This is a genomic window from Planococcus sp. YIM B11945 (assembly GCF_050864155.1).
Taxonomy (GTDB): Bacteria; Bacillota; Bacilli; order Bacillales_A; family Planococcaceae; genus Planococcus.
This window is the reverse complement of sequence record NZ_JBOZWR010000007.1, coordinates 170,085-189,819: the sequence shown is the minus strand read 5'-3', so window position 1 is coordinate 189,819 and position 19,735 is coordinate 170,085. Positions and strand designations below refer to the sequence as shown.

Below are 19,735 nucleotides of genomic sequence, written 5' to 3'. Positions count from 1 at the left end.
GATTAGTTGAAAATAAATGAGGAAAGAAATTAAATTTATGATTTGTCAGTTTTACAGAACAGGTGATGGAATGGTTAACGCAAATAAAACTACATATAAAACGTCTTTACGCATGACAAAAACGGCTTCGGAAAAAATGAGAGGGTTCGGCATTGGCGAACGCTCATTTTTTGTTGTGGGCAAACCGTTTAAGGTGTTTATCGAACGGTATCCGTCAACTGCCGATGGCGCGCTTTCAGTGGCATTAATTTTCGACAAAGCGGAAAATAGCCGGCTGTCGAACGCAGCATTGGATGGTTCGGTTGTCCTGCATTGCATCTTCGCCAACCATCAGCTGCTCGTGACGAATTTGACGCTGCGGAAATCCTATCAAGCGCTCGGGACGAACTGGCAGCGCGAAGAACAGTTTGTCTTCGATCAATCGCGGGATCCGGCGCCGGTAGCGCTTATCAATTTGATCAACCGGATGACGCCGGCGAAAGAAAGCTCCGATTATGTGAAAAAACGGATCGGCAGCTGGGAAGGCTATTTGAAAATCCAGGAACGCGGCATGGACATTCCGGACATCAAGACGTCGTACTCGAAAATGGCGTTCAGCCATGATTTCAGCCGCATTACGCTAAGCGGCTGCCAAATGAAAGACAACGAGTGGAAAGCCTTAAAGAATTTGAGCGTTCGGCTGGCTGGGATTGACGGCGATATCGGAACAGTCATCAAAGCAGCAAACCGGAACGTGGAAATTGAATTGCAGCCCTATGCCGTGAAACAAGTCCGTGAAAAAGGGATGGCATTAACTAAAAAAGAAGCCGTATTCAGCAATTTCGCCGCGCTCAGCCAAATCAGGCGGCTGCGCCAAGGGTTTACGAATTTGGAAAAAGGGCTTGCGGTGAACCCGAATCTTGATCGTCTGTTATTTGAAGAAAAGCCGCTGGTTGCGCCGCTTCATCCCACAGAGAAGCTTGCGTTTCACAATCGGCTGAACGAGTTTCAGCAGCGGGCGGTAACGGGCGCTGTGGCCGCTGAAGATTTGTACGTCATTCAAGGGCCGCCGGGAACCGGGAAAACGACGGTGATTGCGGAAATTTGCCTGCAAAATGCGAAAAAAGGTCTGAAGACGCTTGTCGCGTCGCAGTCGAATTTGGCTGTCGACAATGCACTTGGCCGCCTCTTGGCCCATAAAGACATCCGTATTCTCCGCGTTGGCCGCACCGAAAGCATCGAAGAAGAAGGCAAAAAATTCATTGAAGAAAATGTCGGCCAGTATTGGAAAGACAATACCTTACAAGAAATAACGGCGCAATACGACATGCGCAAAAATCGTGAACCCGAACTGGAAAGGGAACTCGAAGCAACCGAACAAGCTTATGAAGGGTTACAACCCGTTTACCAAAACTTAGCAGTGGCTGTTGAAGAAAAAAGAAAAGCGAAAGAGAAATACCGATTTCTTCAACGCGAGCTCGATGAAGAAGGGAAAAAACGCCAGCCGCTTGAGATTTTAAAAGAAAAGCTTTTGGAACAAAAGCAGGAAACTGCAGATAAATTGCAAGAAATCGAAGAGTTGATTGCCAGAAGCCTTGTTCTGATCCAAAGCAAGAACCCGGAATGGTTTCAAGAACAGCAACAGCGGATCTCGAATGAAATTCAGCAGCTTGAACGCGCGCGGTTGTTCAAAGGGCTGGGGGAAGAAATAGCTGCAAAAAAACGGGAACTCGCTGCAATTCAGGAAAAACGACAGCAAGTGAGCGCGGTTATTGAAGCGAAGAACGCGGTGCTTAGTGAGACGGAAAGCATCAAAAAAGTGGGCGGCTTGACTCGAGTAATGCTGGAGCAAAAAATTGAGGAAATTCCGGCCATTACGTATTTGATCAATAAATTGGAAACGACCCGCGAAAAGATGGGCGAGTGGCAAAAACTCAGCCAATACAACGAAAGCATTGCTTCTGCGATTTCGTACGTCGAACAATTGCTGAAGCCGTCCAACATCTCAGTAGCTGAATTAAAAGAAAACGCCTTGATGAAAGTTGAAGCGTACTCGTCCGCGGAAATCGACGGCTATTTGGAAAAGCTGCGGACATTATTGAAAACGGCGCAGCGAAACGATCCGGCCGTTTTGGCCAAAGCACTTACGGGGTTGTACAAACGCCAAAACAATTTGTGGCGAAGAGGCGCGAAGCTGAAGTCGGCGGAAGCGTATATCGAAGACTCCAAGCGGGCGTTCCAGGAATTGAAAAAAACGCTGCAGAACCAAGTGATGAAACAATGCCAGCATTATATCGACTTGGACCAGAAATGGCTCGGGGAGCTGGAGGCGCAGCAGCAAGCATTAGCTCCGCTCGAACAGCAATATGAAGAGCTGTCGGGCGTTGCCAAGGGGACGCGCGACATTGAAGCGGCCATCCAGGAACAAAAAGCCGAACTTGCGGAACTTGAAAAAGAGAAAGCTTTGTATAGCCAAACGAAGTTGCGGTTGAAAGATTACGAAACCGACCAAAGGGAAGAAACAAAGGCACTCGAAGCAAAAGAAACAAAACTTGCTGAAGTCGATGCGGAACTGTTTCGCTTAACCGAACGCATCTCGTTAAAAGAACAAGAGCGGGATGCGTTAAACGACATTCTGGCAACGGACCCGGTGCGGGAATACGAAGAAGTGGCCAAGAAAATCGCCAGTTTGTCGTTTGATCTGGAATCGCTCAAGCAGGAAATGAAAAACTTGCCTTTGATGCAGTCGATCCAGAAAAAATGGCTCGATTTATTGGAAGACGCAAGCGGCCACGATTTGGACGAAATCCGCAAATTGTACATCAAGCATGCTAACGTGATCGGGACGACGTGCGTCGCTTCAGCACGCAAGGATTTTATCGACAACTACCCGGTGTTTGACGTGGTCATCATCGATGAAGTGTCAAAAGCGACGCCGCCCGAATTGTTATTGCCGATGCTAAAAGGCAAAAAAGTCATTTTGGTCGGCGACCACCACCAATTGCCGCCGCTTCTTGGCAATGACACGTTGGAAGAAACGCTCGAGGAAATGATCAAAGAAAACAGCGGCTTTGAAGAAAAGCGGGAGCTCGAGAAGCTGTTGGAAGAATCGCTGTTTGAACGTCTTTACAAGAACTTGCCGGAAGCGAACAAAACGATGCTGGCGATTCAATACCGCATGCATGCGGATATTATGGAAACGATCTCGCCTTTCTACAAACTCGAGAACATGCAATTGCAATGCGGCCTAGTCGATTCCGACCGCGAACGCGATCATTTATTGGAATCAAAAACGGTATCCCGCAGCAATCACTTAATGTGGCTCGACTTGCCGAACGACCCGGCGTATTTCGAAGAACGGATGAGCGGCGGAAAAAGTTTGTACAACCCTTCTGAATTGCAGGAAATAAGTGCATTGTTGGTGGAGATGAATGACGCCGTGGCAGATGCTAAACAGGCGGGAAGAATCGAAAGGGATCACCTGAAAAGCGTCGGCGTCATTTCTTTTTACGGCGAACAAGTGAAACGGCTGCAGCGCATGATTGACCAGGAACTGCGCTTGCCGCATTTGACAATCCGGACCGGAACCGTCGACCGCTTCCAAGGCAGCGAAATGGAAATCATCTTGCTGAGCATGGTGCGCAACAACCAAAACCCGCACGGCGACATCGGTTTTGCGAAAGATTACCGCCGCTTGAACGTGGCGTTGTCGCGCGCTAAGCAATTATTGGTGCTGGTCGGCAGTTCCGACATGTTTACGAAGCGCGCGAAAAAGACGGAAACGAAGCAAATGTATCAGCACGTGTTGGCAAGCGTCAAAAAGAAAAACGGCTTGAAGGCATTGCAGGAAAGCAGGAGGTGAGCATGTGGACAAATTAATAAAAGACCTGCGTGCAAACTTGCTCAGCAACCTGGACGTCTCGATCCGGCACGAAGCGCATTGGCAGCTGCCGGTCCAGGAGTACGACGTCACGTTCGGCCGAGTGAAACGGTTCAAGATGGACATTTTAATGAAAATGCTGCTGTTGGCTTTTCAAGAAACCGATATCCGTCGAGCCGCCAATTTAGCCGACATGCTGTTTGTAGAAGAGCTGTTTGTTCGAGACTTGATTGAAAAGATGGAGCGCACCGGCCTCATCTATTTGGAAAAGAAGGGCTACAAACTGACGGCTAAAGGATACGACTACTTGGAAAAAGGCATTTTTGAAGAAGACATGGATGCGGAACAGACGCTGATTTCCTACAGCGCCGCTCATGATGAGTACCTATTGGCCAAAGCTGACGAGCAACCTGATATAGAAGAAAGCGTGCCGCTTTACCGCTATGGAGTAGAAGGAGAAGCGGATTGGGACCGGATGGCGGAACTGTTGGCGAAAGAAGAGCTTGGGTCTGCTGAAGACAATTTTCAAGTTCTCGTTACGGATGTTGTGGACTGTGAAGAAATTGAAACGCGTTATGTCCGGTGCATCGAATTTCAGTTGTACGACCAGAAACAGGATATTTTCTTTGCCCGCGTCTGGAATACGTTGTTCCAAAAATGGGATGAAACACTGGAGAAGCAGATCGAAGAGCACGAAGTTGTGGCGTGGAGAGAAGCCATGCTAAGTTAACTCCGGTTTTCGGATGTAATGACACTTTCATAAGAAAAAATGCTGCCAGAAATTACTTCGAAAACTGGCAGTATTTTTTTGTTTTATGGTAAAATAAGTAATCAATGAACAAAGCATATACGCGGCCCTCAATAAAATTGGCGTTGTTACCGAGAAGCGGCTGGATCAATTTGCAAACGACACTTATTTTCACATGATTTCCCACTATTATCTGTGCGAACTGACAAATGATGAAAAAGTTGAACAGCAATTGGAGGCGTACGAATGGGAGCAGGGGTTTACAGCAGACTGGGTAAACATTGATCAAGCTATCCGCAAAAACCATGTAGCTTTAGCAAAAAATGCTGATCAGCCATTTCTTCACCGCGAAAATTTTGTGTTAGGCAAATTGAAACGAACTGTTGGACTTTGAGGAACTTTTTGGAGCATTGCCCGTCCTATAGTTAAGAAGAGAATGAAAAACTAGTATGCATTAGGTTCGCCAAGCAGCACCTGCAGTTGTGTTTCCGATTAAATGCTTTGCCGCTAGATAAAGAAGAACCGAAAATCAATAAACTAAAAACTATCATTAATGAACGTATTTTAGTAAAATAGAATTTGTGGTTCTTTTAAGAGCGGATAGCTGGAGGTTAATTGGCCTCAGGCTTTTTTAATTCAACGTCCATGTAAGTTCCCGGTAAATTCAATTCTGAATCATGAGAAGGTGCACTATGAGAAAAATCAAAGAGATCAATACAAATATGAGTAAAGAGACGTTTAATAAGTATGTGCCTCTTTTTCTATTAGCCGTTGTCATGCTGTGGATGAAGACGTACATATCTCAAAAAACGCAATTTAAATTGGATGTTGAGGGGTCTCTTCAAGAGCTCCTATTGTTCATCAATCCATTAGGATCGGCTCTGCTGCTATTGAGCTTATCATTCTTTTTTAAAGGGAAGCGCAAGTATTTGTCGCTTCTGACCATCTACACGCTAATGTCGATCATGCTGTATGCAAACGTGGTTTATTACCGGTTCTTCAGTGATTTCATCACGTTGCCGACTTTATTCCAAACACAGAACTTTGGTGATTTGGGCGGCAGTGTTGCGACCTTGATTCAGCCGACCGACATTTTGTTCTTCGTGGATGTCTTGTTCCTTGGATTCCTCGTATTTTCGAAAAGAGTCCAAAAAGATACTCGGAACTTCAAAACCAAAACAGTTATTCCGGTCATCACGATGGCTCTGGCCATTTCGTTCTTCAACTTGGCTTTGGCTGAAGGGGACCGCCCGCAATTGTTGACGCGCGGATTTGACCGCAACTACATCGTGAAGTATTTGGGGATGTACAACTATGCCTTGTACGACACGGTCGAAAGCTTGAAATCTTCTTCGCAGCGGGTTTTGGCTGATGGCGACAACGTAACAGAGATTTTAAATTACACAACGTCCAATTATGCAGCCCCGAATGAAAAATATTTTGGAGCAGCCGAAGGAAAGAACGTTATCTACTTGCACCTGGAATCAATCCAGACGTTTTTGATGAATTATGAATTGAACGGCGAAGAAGTCACACCGTTTTTAAATTCATTGACGAAAGATGACAACACGCTTTACTTTGATAATTTCTTCCACCAGACGGCGCAAGGCAAAACGTCTGATGCGGAATTCATGCTTGAAAATTCATTGTTCGGCTTGTCGAAAGGCTCAGCCTATATTACGAAAAGCCAAAACGTCTACCAGTCAGCGCCGGCCATTTTAAAAGACAAAGGCTATGAATCGGCGGTATTCCACGGAAACAACGCAACGTTTTGGAACCGTTCGGAAATTTACAAGTCATTCGGCTATGATCGTTTCTACGATATCGAGTCGTATACCAATCTTGAAGACGGCGACATGGCCGAATACGGCGTAATGGATAAGCCGTTCTACGAACAGTCGGCAGATATTCTCGAAACCTTGCCGGAACCGTTTTACACAAAATTTATCACCGTCTCTAACCATTTCCCTTATGCGATAGACCAAGAGTTGACTACTATCGGAAAAGGTACGACGGGCGATCCAAGTGTTGATAATTATTTCCAAACAGCTCGATATGCAGATGAAGCGCTTGAGCAATTCTTTGCTGACTTAGAAGAATCCGGCTTGGCTGACAACAGCATGATCGTCATGTATGGCGATCATTACGGAATTTCGGATAACCACAACAAAGCGATGGAACAAGTGCTGTCAAAAGAAATCACACCGGTTGAAAACACCAATTTGCAGAAGGTGCCATTGTTCATCTACGCTCCTGGCATGGAAGGCGGCGTCAATCATACGTACGGCGGCCAAATCGATTTGATGCCGACGGTGATGCATTTACTAGGAATTGATACACAAAAATACATCCAATTCGGTACAGACCTTTTGTCGAAAGACCACAAAGAATTGGTGACATTGAGAAACGGTGATTACGTGAGTCCGGAGATTTATTCGATTGGCGACAATTTCTATAACGCCAAAACCGGCTTGCCGCTAGAAGAAGACCAATTAGAAGAGGCAGAAAAGTTGCAGCAGCAGGGCAATTACAAATTGCAGCTGTCCGATAAAGTCGTCAATGGCGATTTGCTGAGATTCTTCACGCCTGAAGGATTTACGCCAATCGATCCGTCTGATTACAATTACCAAACACCAGCAACTGAAGAAGTTGAATAATAAAAGAACGAATCCCGCACCATGTGGGATTCGTTCTTTTTTGTGTTTTATTAGGATGCCAGATGGATATGGCTGAACCAGGCATTGATGTTTTTGTCGCTCCTAAGACGGCACAGGCTGGTGTAGTTATTTTTTAAACGCTTTTTTCAGTTCCTCGGCGCCGTCTGCTACGGCTTGGCGCGCTTCCGGGACAAAACCGGAGAAGTTGGCGAAGCCGTGGATCAAGTCGTCGTAGTTTTTGTGGAAAACCGCTACGCCCTCAGCTTTCAGCTTTTCTGCATAAGCGATGCCGACATCACGCAGCGGGTCGTATTGTGCAGTGAGGATTGTCGCCGGCGGCAACCCTTCCAAGTTATCGGACAGGATCGGAGACAAATACGGATGCACCCGGTCTTCGTTGCTTTGAAGGTATTGCGTCTGGAACCAACTCATCATGTCGCCCGTCAGCAAATAGCCTTTGGCATTCTCAGCCATCGACGGATAGCCAGCGGCAGGACCGGTGGATGGGTAAAGCAGGAGCTGATGGACGACATTCGGGCCTTGGCGTTCGCTTGCGATCAAGCTCGCCACCGTCGCCAAGTTGCCGCCTGCACTGTCGCCGCCTACAGCAATCCGTTCGTGATCAATCCCGAGTTCTGCAGCATGGGATGCGACCCATTCGAGCGATTCGTACGCATCTTCTACAGCGGCAGGGAATTTATGTTCAGGCGCCAGCCGGTACTCCACAGAAATGACGACGCATGAAGCGAGATTCGCCAATTCTCGGCAAATGGCGTCATGGCTTTCAATGCTGCCGAGCACCCAGCCGCCGCCGTGGTAAAAGACCAGAGCGGGAAATGGGGCGTCGCCTTTTGGCGTATAGACGCGGATTGGAATCGTACGCCCAGCCAGCGCAATTGTTTTGTCTTCCACTTTTTCTACGGGTTCTTTCGGCTGTGCGGACAGCTGCGAGGCTTCGGAATTGCGCATCGCTTCAGGTGTGATTTGGTCCATTGGGATAGCGGGCATCGTGTTTAGCTGGTCAAGAAAAAATTGGATTTTTGGATTTACCGGCATTCGTTTAACCCCTCCATTTGTTTAGTCAGGTGCTCTAAATTGTTTCTCTTCTTATCCAGATTATTCCTGCTGCTGGGCGAATATAAAAATTGAAAGTTCATAAACAGAGCCGCAGCGGCCTTCTGAGGATTTTGCCTATTACCTGCAAGAAAAGCCGGGCTGCTTTTTCTACATCGGCGCCATGCCGGAAGGGAAAGCGTGGTATCCGCATCACCACCCCAAATTTGAGATCAACGAAAACAGCCTGCTCATCAGCGCAAAAGCGATGGCAGCTGTCGATGCATCGTATTGTGGAACGGAAAAACCGCATCTATAGAGGATGCGGTTTTTATTTGGCATTTGGACAGTATGTGGGTGGATTCGGACAGTATTTGTCCATTTCCAGACAGTAAATCGGACTGGCATGTCGCGATATGGCGCAACGGAAAGTATTTTGCTCCAATTGGAAAGTATTTGAGTGAAACTGGAAAGTATTTCGACCAAAACAGAAAGTATTTCACCGAAAACGGAAAGTAAATCCAAAAACTGGGGGAACTCAGCTGTAACCGTATTTTTATTCCTCCACAACCACTGCGCCTTTATACATTTTTCCGTGCAAAACGGCGAGTTTTTTGGCCATTGTTTCGGGAGCCTCTTTAAAGCCTTCATTGATCCAATAAAGGAAGAAACCGAGGCTGCCGTATGTCAGAAAGTAGTTAAGTGTCGGGATTTCAATGTCGCTTTCTTCTTCTAGCCGCAGTTCAGTGCCTGCTACTTGAACGAGGGTTTCGCAAAACTGGTTTTGCGATCCGGGCAGCACTTCGCCTTTGATGATAAGCGAAAAAATAAATTGGTTGTTATAAATATATTCAAAGATCGGCAAATGGCGCTCTACGTCTGTGGAGGAAAAACGGGTGCGGTCTTGAAAACTTTTCCGGAAATAAGACGCCAGCCCGTTCAAATGGTCGTCCACGATGGCCGCGAGCAGCGCGTTTAAGTCTTTGTAATGGCTGTAGAACGTGACGCGGTTGCATTTCGCTTGTTTGGCAACTTCTGTAATGGAAAGCTCGTGCAATTCCTTTTCTTTCAATAAATTCAGCATCGCGTTTTTTAAGTTGTTCTGGGTACGTAAAATGCGGCGGTCTTCGGTGCCTGCCATGTTAGCTGCCTCCTAGTTTGTCGGGAATATGAACAGTTCTGTTGAATTTATTATGACATTAATCCGATTCGATAGACAAACACCTTATATTTCTGTTAATTTACATATGTAGTTTATTTTATTTGGTTACAGGAGGAAATGAAAATGGCTCGTTTAGAAGGCAAAGTTGCGATTGTTACGGGTGCGGCGCAAGGCATGGGTGCAGCGCACGTGAAGAAATTTATTGATGAAGGCGCAAAAGTAGTCTTAACGGATTTAAATGAAGAAAAAGGCCAGGCGTTAGCGGAAGAACTTGGCGAAAATGCGTTGTTTGTAAAGCAGAACGTAACCAGCGCGGAAGATTGGGCAACTGTTGTGGCAGAGGCTGAAAACGCATTTGGACCAGTCAACGTTCTTATCAATAATGCAGGCATTACGATGGCAAAATCGATTTTGCAGACAACCGAAGAAGAATATCGCCGCATTGTGGACATTAACCAAGTGTCGGTATTCTTAGGCATGAAAACGGTCATTCCGTCCATGCAAAAAGCAGGAGGCGGTTCGATCATCAATATCTCTTCCATGAACGGACTGGTGGCAGGTGCAATCGGCTACACCGATACAAAATTCGCCGTGCGCGGCATGACTAAAGCAGCAGCAATCGAATGCGCGCATTATGGAATTCGCGTGAACTCGGTGCATCCTGGCGTTATTGCAACGCCTATGGTCATTCAAGAAGATACGAAAGCAGCGGTAGAAGAATTCGCGAAACACATCCCATTGAAACGCATGGCTCAAGCGGAAGAAGTGTCCAGCATGGTCTTATTCCTCGCATCAGATGAAGCGAGCTATTCGACAGGATCTGAATTTATTATCGATGGCGGATTGACCGCCCAGTAAGCGAATAAATCCAGCGAGCTCCAGCATTTGGCTGCAGCTCTTTCTTTTTTGCTAAAGGGTTTTTCAAACCCAATAGCGAATCTACTGATAGCACGCAGATTGGTTATGAAAATCGCTTAAGAAAAGGGGAATGGGAATGAAGGTATTGATTCTTGGCGGCACGCGGTTTTTAGGCCGTTTTTTGACGGAGGCGGCGCTTCAAAAAGGACATGAAGTGACGTTGTTTAACCGGGGGAAAGAGAACCCTGGTTTATTTCCGGAGGTGGAGAACTTGATCGGGGACCGGGATGGAAATTTAGCTGCGCTTGAAGGGCGGAAATGGGATGCGGTGATCGACACGTGCGGTTTTGTTCCGAGGGTTGTCCGGGAGTCGGCGGGTTTGCTTGCTGATGCAGCCGGACATTACACGTTCATTTCGAGCGCATCTGTTTACGGGGAGCTGGAGAATCCAGGGATCGATGAAAACCATGCAATCAAACAGCTGCCGCTGGATGTAGCGGAAGAAATGACAAAAGAGACGGCTGGCCCTATTTACAATGAATATTACGGCGAGCTGAAGGCTTTATGCGAACAGGAAGTGGAGAAAGCATTCCCGTCGCGTTGCTTGAATGTTCGCGCAGGGCTGATTGTCGGGCCCTATGATTACTCGGACCGCTTTAACTACTGGGTGAGCCGAATCGCAAAAGGCGGCGAGGTGCTTGCGCCCGGACGAAAAGACAAGGAAGTTCAGTTTATCGACGTCCGGGATTTGGCGGAGTGGATCCTCAACATGGTCGCAGAAAATGTCACCGGCACGTTCAATGCCACAGGCCTTGAGTCGGGTTTGACGATGGAGCAATTTTTGCAGAAATGCCAAACGGTTGCATCAAATGATTCCGAACTGATTTGGGCAGATGAAGAATTCTTAATGGCAAACGACGTCCAGTATTGGTCGGAAATGCCGCTATGGATTCCGGATCAAGAAAACATGAGCGGATTTTTAACGATTGACATTCAAAAAGCGCTGCGGACGGGCCTCGCATTCCGGCCGTTGAATGAAACCATCCGGGACACGCTCGATTGGGAAAAGGGGCGTACAGATCCTGAACGGAAAGCGGGATTGGATGCCGAGAAAGAAAAGGCCGTATTGGATAAGTGGAAGCAACAAACGACATAAGCGAATGATGAGAAAAAAGTCTCTTAAATTAACTGAATAATTAGATTATTAGTATTTTCTTTTAGAGCAAAAAGGTTTATGATGAGGATAAAAGGAGGAGGAGTTAAGATGGAAGCCACCTTTGGGCTTGTGCCCATCCTCGTCATGGCTATTATTGCAGTTGTGATTATCCTAATGTATTTCTTCCTGCACCACTGGGCAAAATGAAGCGCAGAACCAAAAAAGCCGCATGAAGTGAATTCCACCAAGTTGTTAGAACGCTTAACAATGGAAGTGCAGTTCACGGACATGCGGCTTTTTTGTATAGTCGCTATTTCTTCTAAGCTCGATTTTATAAGAAAGAGGCTCCGTCCTTATATCGCACTGCTTTTTCTACTGGAATAGCAAGTAGAAAAATATTATATCTCTATAAAAATAACTCATTCGTTTCAAGAAATATATCTTGCGTTTTAGTAGTTTTATGCTCTATAATTTGAAACATTGTGCTATTGCTGTATATGGCCTTAGCCACTAGAACGGGTAGTTTTGCGGGTTTGGAATTTAGTAAAGAATGGAGAATGAATGGTGGACAAATTTTATAGCTTAGTGGTTATTTTTATTTCGTCTGTGCTGCTTGGCTTTGCATTTAATATGTTTTTATTGCCGCATGAAATTTTATCAGGCGGGGTTACTGGATTGGCAATGATTTTCAGTTTGATGACGCCAATCAATGCCGGGATATGGCTCATCGTGTTAAACATCCCGATCTTCGTGCTCGGTTGGATGAAGCTTGGAAAAACGTTCATTTTGTACAGCATTTTTTCGGTTGCCGTTACATCGATTTCCATGCTGTACATCCCAGTCATGAAAGTGACGGAAGATGCACTGCTGTCTTCGGTTTTCGGTGGGGTGCTCATCGGAATCGGCGGCGGCCTAATCATTCGTTTCTATGGCTCAGGCGGTGGCTTTGATGTTATCGGCCTGCTCCTGACAATGAAGCGAGACATTCCACTCGGCTTTTTGGTTTTCTGTCTGAACAGCGTCGTGATTTTTGTATCGGGGTTCATCTTTTCTTGGGAACTTGCGATGTATACAATGGCTTCCATTTACATCACGGGGCTGGTCATTGACCGCATCCATACGCGGCACCATAAACTGAGCTTGATGGTGGTAACGAGCAAAGGCGATGCCGTCAAAAAACAATTGATCGAGAATTTGTACCGCGGCATTACGGTAACAGACGGCGAAGGCGCTTATTCAGGCAATAAAGTCAAAGTGCTCTACAGCGTCATTTCACGCTATGAGCTCGCTTACGTCCGCCCGCTTATCAAAGCGATTGACCCGAACGCGTTCGTCAGCATAAGCGAGACGATGGAAGTAATGGGCAATTTCCGAAAAGACGATAACTTTAAAAAATTGCCAGGACCGAGCGGCACGGTGTACGATACCGCGTCAGATTCTGCTGGACCCTTATAATGAAGGCTGTTCGCTTAGGCGAACAGCTTTTTTATTTTTTTTTAGTTTTGATGGCTGGAAATATTTGCTTCAAGAAGTTTTCGCGTTTTAACATGCATTCTTGGAGTTTCTAGCTGCACTACTGGATGCTCTACATGAACTTCAAGTTTCAGCCAGCTGCCGGCAGAACAGAGGATGTGACAAATCTCCCGAAGTTATTGTTAAATTCAATCAATAAGAACATAATTGTCTTATATTAATCAATAACAGGAGGTTGCATATGGATTACGAAGTGATTATTGTCGGAGCAGGATCGATGGGCATGGCAGCAGGTTATTATTTGGCGAAACAAGGAAAACGGGTTTTGTTGATCGATGCACACGACCCTCCGCATGCAGAAGGGTCGCACCACGGCGAAACACGGATCATCCGGCATGCGTATGGAGAAGGGGAAAGCTACGTCGCGATGGCGCTGCGGTCTCAAATTCTATGGAATGAACTGCAGGAACTGGCCGATGAAGAAATTTTCGTCAATACCGGTGTCATCAATATTGGGCCGTCCGATTCCGCTTTTATTCAAAACGTCATCGGCAGTGCAAAAACTTTTTCGCTGAACGTCAAACAATTAACTGCGGAAGAAATCAATAAAAGATGGCCGGGATTCCGCGTTCCGAAAGACTATATCGGCTGCCACGAACTGGATTCCGGCGTGCTGCTGAGCGAGAATTGCATTCGGGCGTTCAAAAAACAAGCGTTAAAACACGGCGCTGTGCTCCAAACGAATACGCCTGTCCGGTCCATTTCGATTTTCGAGAATTCGGTGCGCATTGAAACCGAAAAAGGCAGCTTTACAGGGGATTCGTTAATTGTTACGCCAGGCGCCGCCGCACGAAAAATTCTTCCAATGATTGGGATGGAATTGCCGCTGCAAGAAATGAGAACGACTTTTTCGTGGTTTGAAACCGATGAACAGCTGTATCATTCGTCCAACTTTCCTGCCTTTTGTTTTGATTTGCCGGACGAAATGTATTACGGCTTTCCGAGCATCCACCAAGCCGGCGTAAAAATTGGCCGGCACGATGGAGGACGTCCGCGTGATATGCAGAAACCGCCTGAGGAATTCGGAACGTATGTACAAGACAAAGAAGACGTTGCCGGATTTGCGGAACGGTTCATGCCGAGCGTCGGTGCACATCGCCTAGGAAAGCCGTGCACGTATACGAATACGCCGGATGAAGATTTTATTATCGATAAACACCCGGACCACAACCACGTCGCTCTTGCTTGCGGCTTTTCCGGCCATGGATTCAAATTTAGCTCAGTGGTCGGCGAAATTCTCAGCGACTTGGCGACAAACGAGCGCCAAGCAAAATTGGACATCCGTCCGTTCGCTCTTAAACGGTTTGCTGAGGTAAGTTCATGATTACAGCACTTCTCTAAAGGGTATTCTGTCTTTTAAGAGGAACTGCCCAGCAGTCCAAAACAGACGATAAAGGAGAATGACAATGGAAATCTTGAAGCGGTTTAGAGATATTATGGCAAGCAACATCAATGCAATGCTGGACCAAGCGGAAGATCCCGAGAAAATGATCGACCAGTATTTGCGCGATTTGAACAGCGATTTTGGGAAAGTGAAGTCGGAGACCGCGGCCATCATGGCGGCTGAAAAGCGGGAACGCCGGGAACTCGCGGAAGTGCAGAAAGAAATGGGCGACATGCAGCGCTTTGCGGTGAAGGCGCTTGAAGCGGGAAACGAAGAAGACGCACGGAAATTCTTGCAGCGCAAAGCAGAGCTTGCCGAACGTGAAAAAACGATGCAGACGTCTGTTGAGCTGGCTGCTGCAAACACGACGCAAATGCGCCAAATGCACGATAAGCTGAATTCAGATATTGGTGAACTGGAATCGCGCCGCGCTGAATTGAAAGGGAAAGCATCTGTTGCGAAAACGCAGAAACGCATGAACGATTTTAATTCATCGATTGGCGGAGCGGGCAATACAATTTCCGCATTTGACCGGATGGAGCAGAAAATCAACCAAGAGCTGGATGAAGCGATGTCGATGCAGGAGCTGAATAAAAACTCAGGCACAAATATAAATGACTTGGCGAAAAAATACGACGCCGATGCGAATGTGGACGCCGAATTGGAAGCGCTGAAAGGCGGAGCCAATGTCGATGAAGAGCTGGAGGCGCTGAAAAGCCAATTGGGCAAAAGCGAATAATGCGTAAGGAGCGGATGATTGTTTCCTGTTGTGTGAGGGGAGGAAGATGGGATGGTCATTCAATACAAATGCCCGAACTGCGGCTCGGACATGGCGTTCGACAGTAATTCGGGCACTTTGTCCTGCCCGAACTGCGGAAGGCAGGACGCTATTGAATCGTTTCCGGAAGAGAATATCCAGCGGAAATTCGATGAAGAAGAAGTAAAAGAATACCATTGCCCGAACTGCGGGGCGGTGGTCCTGACAGAAGCCAATACGGCAGCGACCCATTGCAGCTTCTGCGGGGCACCGGTTGTGTTGTCGGAACGCTTGACGGGCGAATTTGCTCCCGCCAAAGTAATCCCGTTTACCATCAGCAAAGAAGAAGCTGTTGCGGCTTTTCGAAAATGGACACGCAACGGGCGCTTGACGCCGAGAGGATTCATGAACGGCGACCGAATCAAAAAAATGACAGGCATGTATGTGCCTTTTTGGCTTTACGACATCAATGGAACCGCCGATGTGGCCGCTGTCGCGACTCGGGTTCGCAGCTACCAGCAAGGCGACACGATCTTCACGGAAACCGATTTTTACGACGTCTACCGGGAAATCGACCTCAGCTACTTGAAGGTGCCCGCCGATGCATCAGAAAAAATGGATGATGAGCTGATGGACAAGCTCGAACCTTATAATTACGGCGACCTGAAAGATTTTAAAATGCCTTACCTCGCCGGTTTTCTCGCAGAGAAATATGATTACGACGACGAGGCTTTGTTTTCACGGGTCGAATCAAAAATTGTGCCGTACATAGACGCTTATATCGGCACCACGATTTCAGGCTACTCGACCGTGAGCTACACGAACAAACAAATTCATGCCAATAAAAACAAAGTGTACTACACCTTGTTTCCGGTATGGATGGTTTATTACGATTTTGAAAACAAAGAGCATACCTTTGCCATGAATGGCCAGACCGGAAAAGTGGTCGGCAAACCGCCAATCAGCCGGGGCAAAGTTGCTGCTTGGTTTACCGGCATTGCCGCATCAGCTTTTGCGGTGATGAAAGCCATCTCGTATATGGTGGGAGGTGTGCTGTGGTGAGACGGATAACGGATAAAGTACCGGTTTTGCTTTTTATGATGCTATGTTTTATTGCCATCGGCGGTGGGCGCGTTTTCGCCCAGACCGACCAGCACATTTACGATAACGCTGGCTTGCTAAGCGAAGCCGAAACGACTGAATTGGAAGCTGTTGCCGCGGAGCACAGCCGAAAGCACGGGGCGGATTTTCTGTTTTTGACGACCAATAGCATGAATGGCCAACCCATTACGACCTATATGAGCGATTTTTTTGACGAATGGTCAGATGAAAACGGGCAAAAAAATGTTGTGCTGTTGACGATTGATATGGGAAGCCGGGAATTGTATTTGGCGGGATTCGGGACAGCGGAAGCGAAGCTCGACAATGAGCGGGTTGACATGGTGCTCGACCGGATCATGCCGTATGTTCAAGCCAACGATTACGGCGGCGCTTTCCGTGAGACGGTAGAGACGTCAAGCCGTTATATGGAATACAAACCAGGCGTCAATCCGGAAAGCTTCTTTTTGAAAACCTGGTTCCATGCATTGGTTTCGGTGCTTCTTGGCGGCGCCATCGTCGGTTCGATGGTTGCCAGCGCCGGCGGCCGGAACACGACCACTTCGTCCACTTATGTGGACCGGGACCATACCCGCGTGAGAAGCGAGGCAGACCGCTTCCGGAACAAAACCGTAACGCGGCGCAGAATTCCTCAGAATAAAGGGGGAGGCGGCGGTTTTGGCGGCGGAGGCACAAGCGGGGGCGGAAGTTCATACAGCGGCGGCGGCCGCAGTTTCTAAGTGAAATAGGAAGGAATGAATGATATGGCATTTTTCGGGAACCAGTTTTCGGATGTAGTGGAATGGGACGAATTTAGGGAAGATATGATTTTTTATAAATGGGCCAACAAGGAAATCAAAAAAGGCAGCCGCCTGATTATCCGGCCCGGACAAGATGCGGTCTTTTTGAATAACGGCAAGGTCGAAGGGATTTTTGAAGACGAAGGCGACTACGACATCGAATCGGAAATCGTGCCTTTTTTGTCGACGTTGAAAGGCTTCCGGTTCGGCTTTAACAGCGGCATGCGGGTGGAAGTGCTGTTCGTCAATACGAAAGAATTAGTCGTTCGCTGGGGCACGAAAAACCCGATCAACATCCCCGCTCCAGGAATGCCAGGCGGAATGCCGATCCGGGCGAATGGAACGTTCCAGTTCAAAGTCAACGATTACATCAACCTCATCGATAAAATCGCAGGCGTCCGCGACAGCTACTTGGTTGACGAAGTGAAAATTCGGATCACCGCGATTTTGGATCAGCTCTTAATGAAATGGATTTCCAAAGAAGGGCAGAATATGTTCAATTTGCAAGCGAATGCCCATGAAATCGGCAAAGGCATCCAAGATGATCTCGATATGGAAATCATGGACGACGGCATGAAAATTACCGGCTTCCAAATCATGAGCTTTAACTATCCGCAGGAAATTCAGGATATGATCAATAAAAACGCCTCGATCGGAATGGTCGGCGACGTCTCGAAATACCAGCAGATATCCGTTGCCGACGCCATGGGCAAGTCATCCGGCTCCAATACGGCATCTGACATGGCAGGCATGATGATGGGGATGAACATTGCGAAAGAAATGATGGACAAACAAAAAGGATCGAATGGGAACGATGAACAACAAGCGGGCGGCGCGAGTGCAGCACAAGGGGCAAGCGGCGAAGCGAAATCGCCAAACTTCTGCCCAAACTGCGGCGAAAAAGTCAGCGGTGCAAAGTTCTGCCCGAACTGCGGGCAGAAACTGAGTTAACTAAACGAATAAAAATAAAAACCCGCTGCTGGGATGTATATCCTGGCAGCGGGTTTTTACATGAAGAAAATCAAGCTGCATCTGCTCTGAATTAATGTAGGAAAAATAAGATTGTGGAACTAGCCGATTCGGTTTATAATCGAGTTTAATTATTGTTAATATTAAGTTTTTTCTGATAACTAATTATAAACATGATGGAGCGTGAGGACTGCTTTGGTCTCCTATGAGCAATTTTTCTTAATTGTCATCATCAGCATTTTGTTCCCGGTGATCAGTTTGGTATCGCTGATTTTTTTCCAGTTGAAAGAAACCGAAGTGAACTTATTGGAGATTCAGAAAAACCGCATCTTGCTGGAAAAGGAATTGGAAACGAGTAAATATTATCAGCTTAGCCAGCAAATCCAGCCTCATTTTTTATTTAATGCATTGAATACATTGCTCAGCCTATTAAAACTAAAAAAGTACGACCAATTGACCGAAGGCTTTGAACACATGGTCCTTTTTTTGAAATACAAATACAAAGTGCACACAAATCTGTATCCGTTGGCCGAAGAAGTGAAATACACCAATCACTTTTTGCAAATCCAAAAAATCCGGTTTGGGCAGCGGCTGGACATCCAATTTTCAATAGACGAAGAATTGGAAGATGAGTTGACGATTCCGTTTTTATTGCAGACGTTAGTGGAAAATGCGTTTAAGCACGGGATTGAGATGACCGAAAGCAGGCCCTGCTTAGCGATACAGATTGAAAAAGAGGGAAGTTACGGCGTGATGAAAGTGAGCGACAACGGCCCAGGCTTTTCGGCCGGTGAACACGAGCGGCAGGGAACCGGCTTGAAGAACATTCGTGAACGGCTCCAGTTGATATACGGCGCTGAAGCAACGCTCACGTTAGCCAATAACGAAAAAGAAAAAGGAGCATGCGTGACGGTTTCATGGCCGCTTGCTTTTGAGAAGTGAGGGAGGATGGAATTGCATGAATTTGCTGATACTCGATGATGAGCCGATTTTTGTGGAACAGATGGAAATGATCATATCGACCAATTTCCCGAACTGGAACTTGCATATGGCATATTCGGGAACGGACGCCTTGCAGCTTTTGGACGATCAAACTAAAGCGCATCAGCCGATTAACTTGGCGTTGGTTGATATTAAGCTGCTGGGGAGAAGCGGGTTGGAAGTGGCCGAGATCATGAAACGGGAAAATCCGTTAATCGACATTGTCATTATTTCGGCTTTCCAGGAATTCGAATACGCCCGCCATTCCATTAAGTTAAAAGCAATCGATTACTTGGTGAAGCCGGTATTGGAAATAGAGCTGTTGAATTTATTGAATGCCTACATTGTCGAGAACCCGCAGCACAACATCAGTTCGAACTTAGTAAATGGGGCCATTCATATCATCAAGGAACGGTTTGATGAGCCGTTAAAGCTTGCATCTGTGGCCGATGAGCTGTTTGTCAATCCGCAATACTTGAGCCGGATTTTCAGCGAGGAAACGGGCATTCCGTTTTCTGAATACCTCTTGCGCTACAGAGTGAAAATGGCAAAATACTTGCTGGTGAAAGAGAAGGAGTGGTCGATGGACCATATCGCTTCGTCCACCGGATTTAACAGCCAGCATTATTTCTGCAAGGTTTTCAAAAAGTTCATGATGGTGTCGCCGGCGCGCTACCGGCAGCAGCAGCTTGTTAAATAACTATGTAAACAAGAGAGATG

The 19,735-nt window shown here is 46.9% G+C and carries 16 protein-coding genes and 1 pseudogene; 15 read left to right on the top strand and 2 right to left on the bottom strand.

The genetic code is table 11. The features are described 5' to 3' along the window. Window positions 1-112: 112 nt before the first annotated feature. From ACRRQV_RS14445 to ACRRQV_RS14430, 4 genes are all read left to right on the top strand, one after another. Window positions 113-3,841 (top strand): DEAD/DEAH box helicase, encoded by a 3,729-nt coding sequence (locus tag ACRRQV_RS14445; RefSeq protein ID WP_432532083.1) that lies wholly within the window; start codon window positions 113-115, stop codon window positions 3,839-3,841. A 4-nt stretch (window positions 3,842-3,845) separates the two neighbouring features. Then, entirely contained in the window at window positions 3,846-4,589 is a 744-nt protein-coding gene (locus ACRRQV_RS14440) for a hypothetical protein (protein WP_432532081.1), read from the top strand. Between the two features lie 193 nt (window positions 4,590-4,782). Next, a complete protein-coding gene (locus ACRRQV_RS14435; RefSeq protein ID WP_432532079.1) occupies window positions 4,783-5,001 on the top strand; it encodes a hypothetical protein in 219 nt (72 codons plus the stop codon). A gap of 298 nt (window positions 5,002-5,299) precedes the next feature. Continuing rightward, window positions 5,300-7,264: an LTA synthase family protein gene (locus ACRRQV_RS14430; protein ID WP_432532077.1), complete on the top strand. Its 1,965-nt coding sequence runs from the start codon at window positions 5,300-5,302 to the stop codon at window positions 7,262-7,264. Window positions 7,265-7,390: 126 nt separating this feature from the next. Here ACRRQV_RS14430 and ACRRQV_RS14425 read toward each other — a convergent pair whose 3' ends face one another. Then, complete coding sequence (locus ACRRQV_RS14425; RefSeq protein WP_432532075.1) at window positions 7,391-8,320, bottom strand: alpha/beta hydrolase; 930 nt, start codon at window positions 8,318-8,320, stop codon at window positions 7,391-7,393. Window positions 8,321-8,426: 106 nt separating this feature from the next. On the opposite strand from ACRRQV_RS14425, the pseudogene ACRRQV_RS14420 reads away from it, so the two are divergent. Then, window positions 8,427-8,636, top strand: a pseudogene (locus ACRRQV_RS14420) (amidohydrolase); the annotation flags it as partial. 237 nt (window positions 8,637-8,873) lie between these two features. On the opposite strand, the gene ACRRQV_RS14415 reads toward ACRRQV_RS14420, so the two are convergent. Then, a complete protein-coding gene (locus ACRRQV_RS14415) occupies window positions 8,874-9,458 on the bottom strand; it encodes a TetR/AcrR family transcriptional regulator (RefSeq protein ID WP_432532073.1) in 585 nt (194 codons plus the stop codon). Window positions 9,459-9,602: 144 nt separating this feature from the next. On the opposite strand from ACRRQV_RS14415, the gene ACRRQV_RS14410 reads away from it, so the two are divergent. From ACRRQV_RS14410 to ACRRQV_RS14365, 10 genes are all read left to right on the top strand, one after another. Beyond that, the gene (locus ACRRQV_RS14410; protein ID WP_432532071.1) at window positions 9,603-10,337 is read left to right on the top strand and encodes a glucose 1-dehydrogenase; all 735 of its coding nucleotides are present in this window, start codon (window positions 9,603-9,605) and stop codon (window positions 10,335-10,337) included. Between the two features lie 136 nt (window positions 10,338-10,473). Next, a complete protein-coding gene (locus tag ACRRQV_RS14405; RefSeq protein WP_432532069.1) occupies window positions 10,474-11,493 on the top strand; it encodes an SDR family oxidoreductase in 1,020 nt (339 codons plus the stop codon). A 561-nt stretch (window positions 11,494-12,054) separates the two neighbouring features. Next, on the top strand, window positions 12,055-12,948 hold the full coding sequence (locus ACRRQV_RS14400) for a YitT family protein (protein ID WP_432532067.1): 894 nt from the start codon (window positions 12,055-12,057) through the stop codon (window positions 12,946-12,948). A gap of 259 nt (window positions 12,949-13,207) precedes the next feature. Next, entirely contained in the window at window positions 13,208-14,350 is a 1,143-nt protein-coding gene (gene solA / locus ACRRQV_RS14395; protein ID WP_432532065.1) for an N-methyl-L-tryptophan oxidase, read from the top strand. Between the two features lie 82 nt (window positions 14,351-14,432). Then, complete coding sequence (locus tag ACRRQV_RS14390) at window positions 14,433-15,149, top strand: PspA/IM30 family protein (protein WP_432532063.1); 717 nt, start codon at window positions 14,433-14,435, stop codon at window positions 15,147-15,149. A gap of 51 nt (window positions 15,150-15,200) precedes the next feature. Then, complete coding sequence (locus tag ACRRQV_RS14385; protein WP_432532061.1) at window positions 15,201-16,229, top strand: TFIIB-type zinc ribbon-containing protein; 1,029 nt, start codon at window positions 15,201-15,203, stop codon at window positions 16,227-16,229. Further along, window positions 16,226-17,005 (top strand): TPM domain-containing protein, encoded by a 780-nt coding sequence (locus tag ACRRQV_RS14380; protein WP_432532059.1) that lies wholly within the window; start codon window positions 16,226-16,228, stop codon window positions 17,003-17,005. Before ACRRQV_RS14385 ends, ACRRQV_RS14380 begins: the two co-directional genes overlap by 4 nt. Window positions 17,006-17,029: 24 nt before the next feature. Continuing rightward, window positions 17,030-18,016 (top strand): SPFH domain-containing protein, encoded by a 987-nt coding sequence (locus ACRRQV_RS14375; protein ID WP_432532417.1) that lies wholly within the window; start codon window positions 17,030-17,032, stop codon window positions 18,014-18,016. A gap of 201 nt (window positions 18,017-18,217) precedes the next feature. Next, entirely contained in the window at window positions 18,218-18,976 is a 759-nt protein-coding gene (locus ACRRQV_RS14370; RefSeq protein WP_432532057.1) for a sensor histidine kinase, read from the top strand. 16 nt (window positions 18,977-18,992) lie between these two features. Beyond that, complete coding sequence (locus ACRRQV_RS14365) at window positions 18,993-19,715, top strand: response regulator transcription factor (protein ID WP_432532055.1); 723 nt, start codon at window positions 18,993-18,995, stop codon at window positions 19,713-19,715. Window positions 19,716-19,735: the final 20 nt, after the last annotated feature.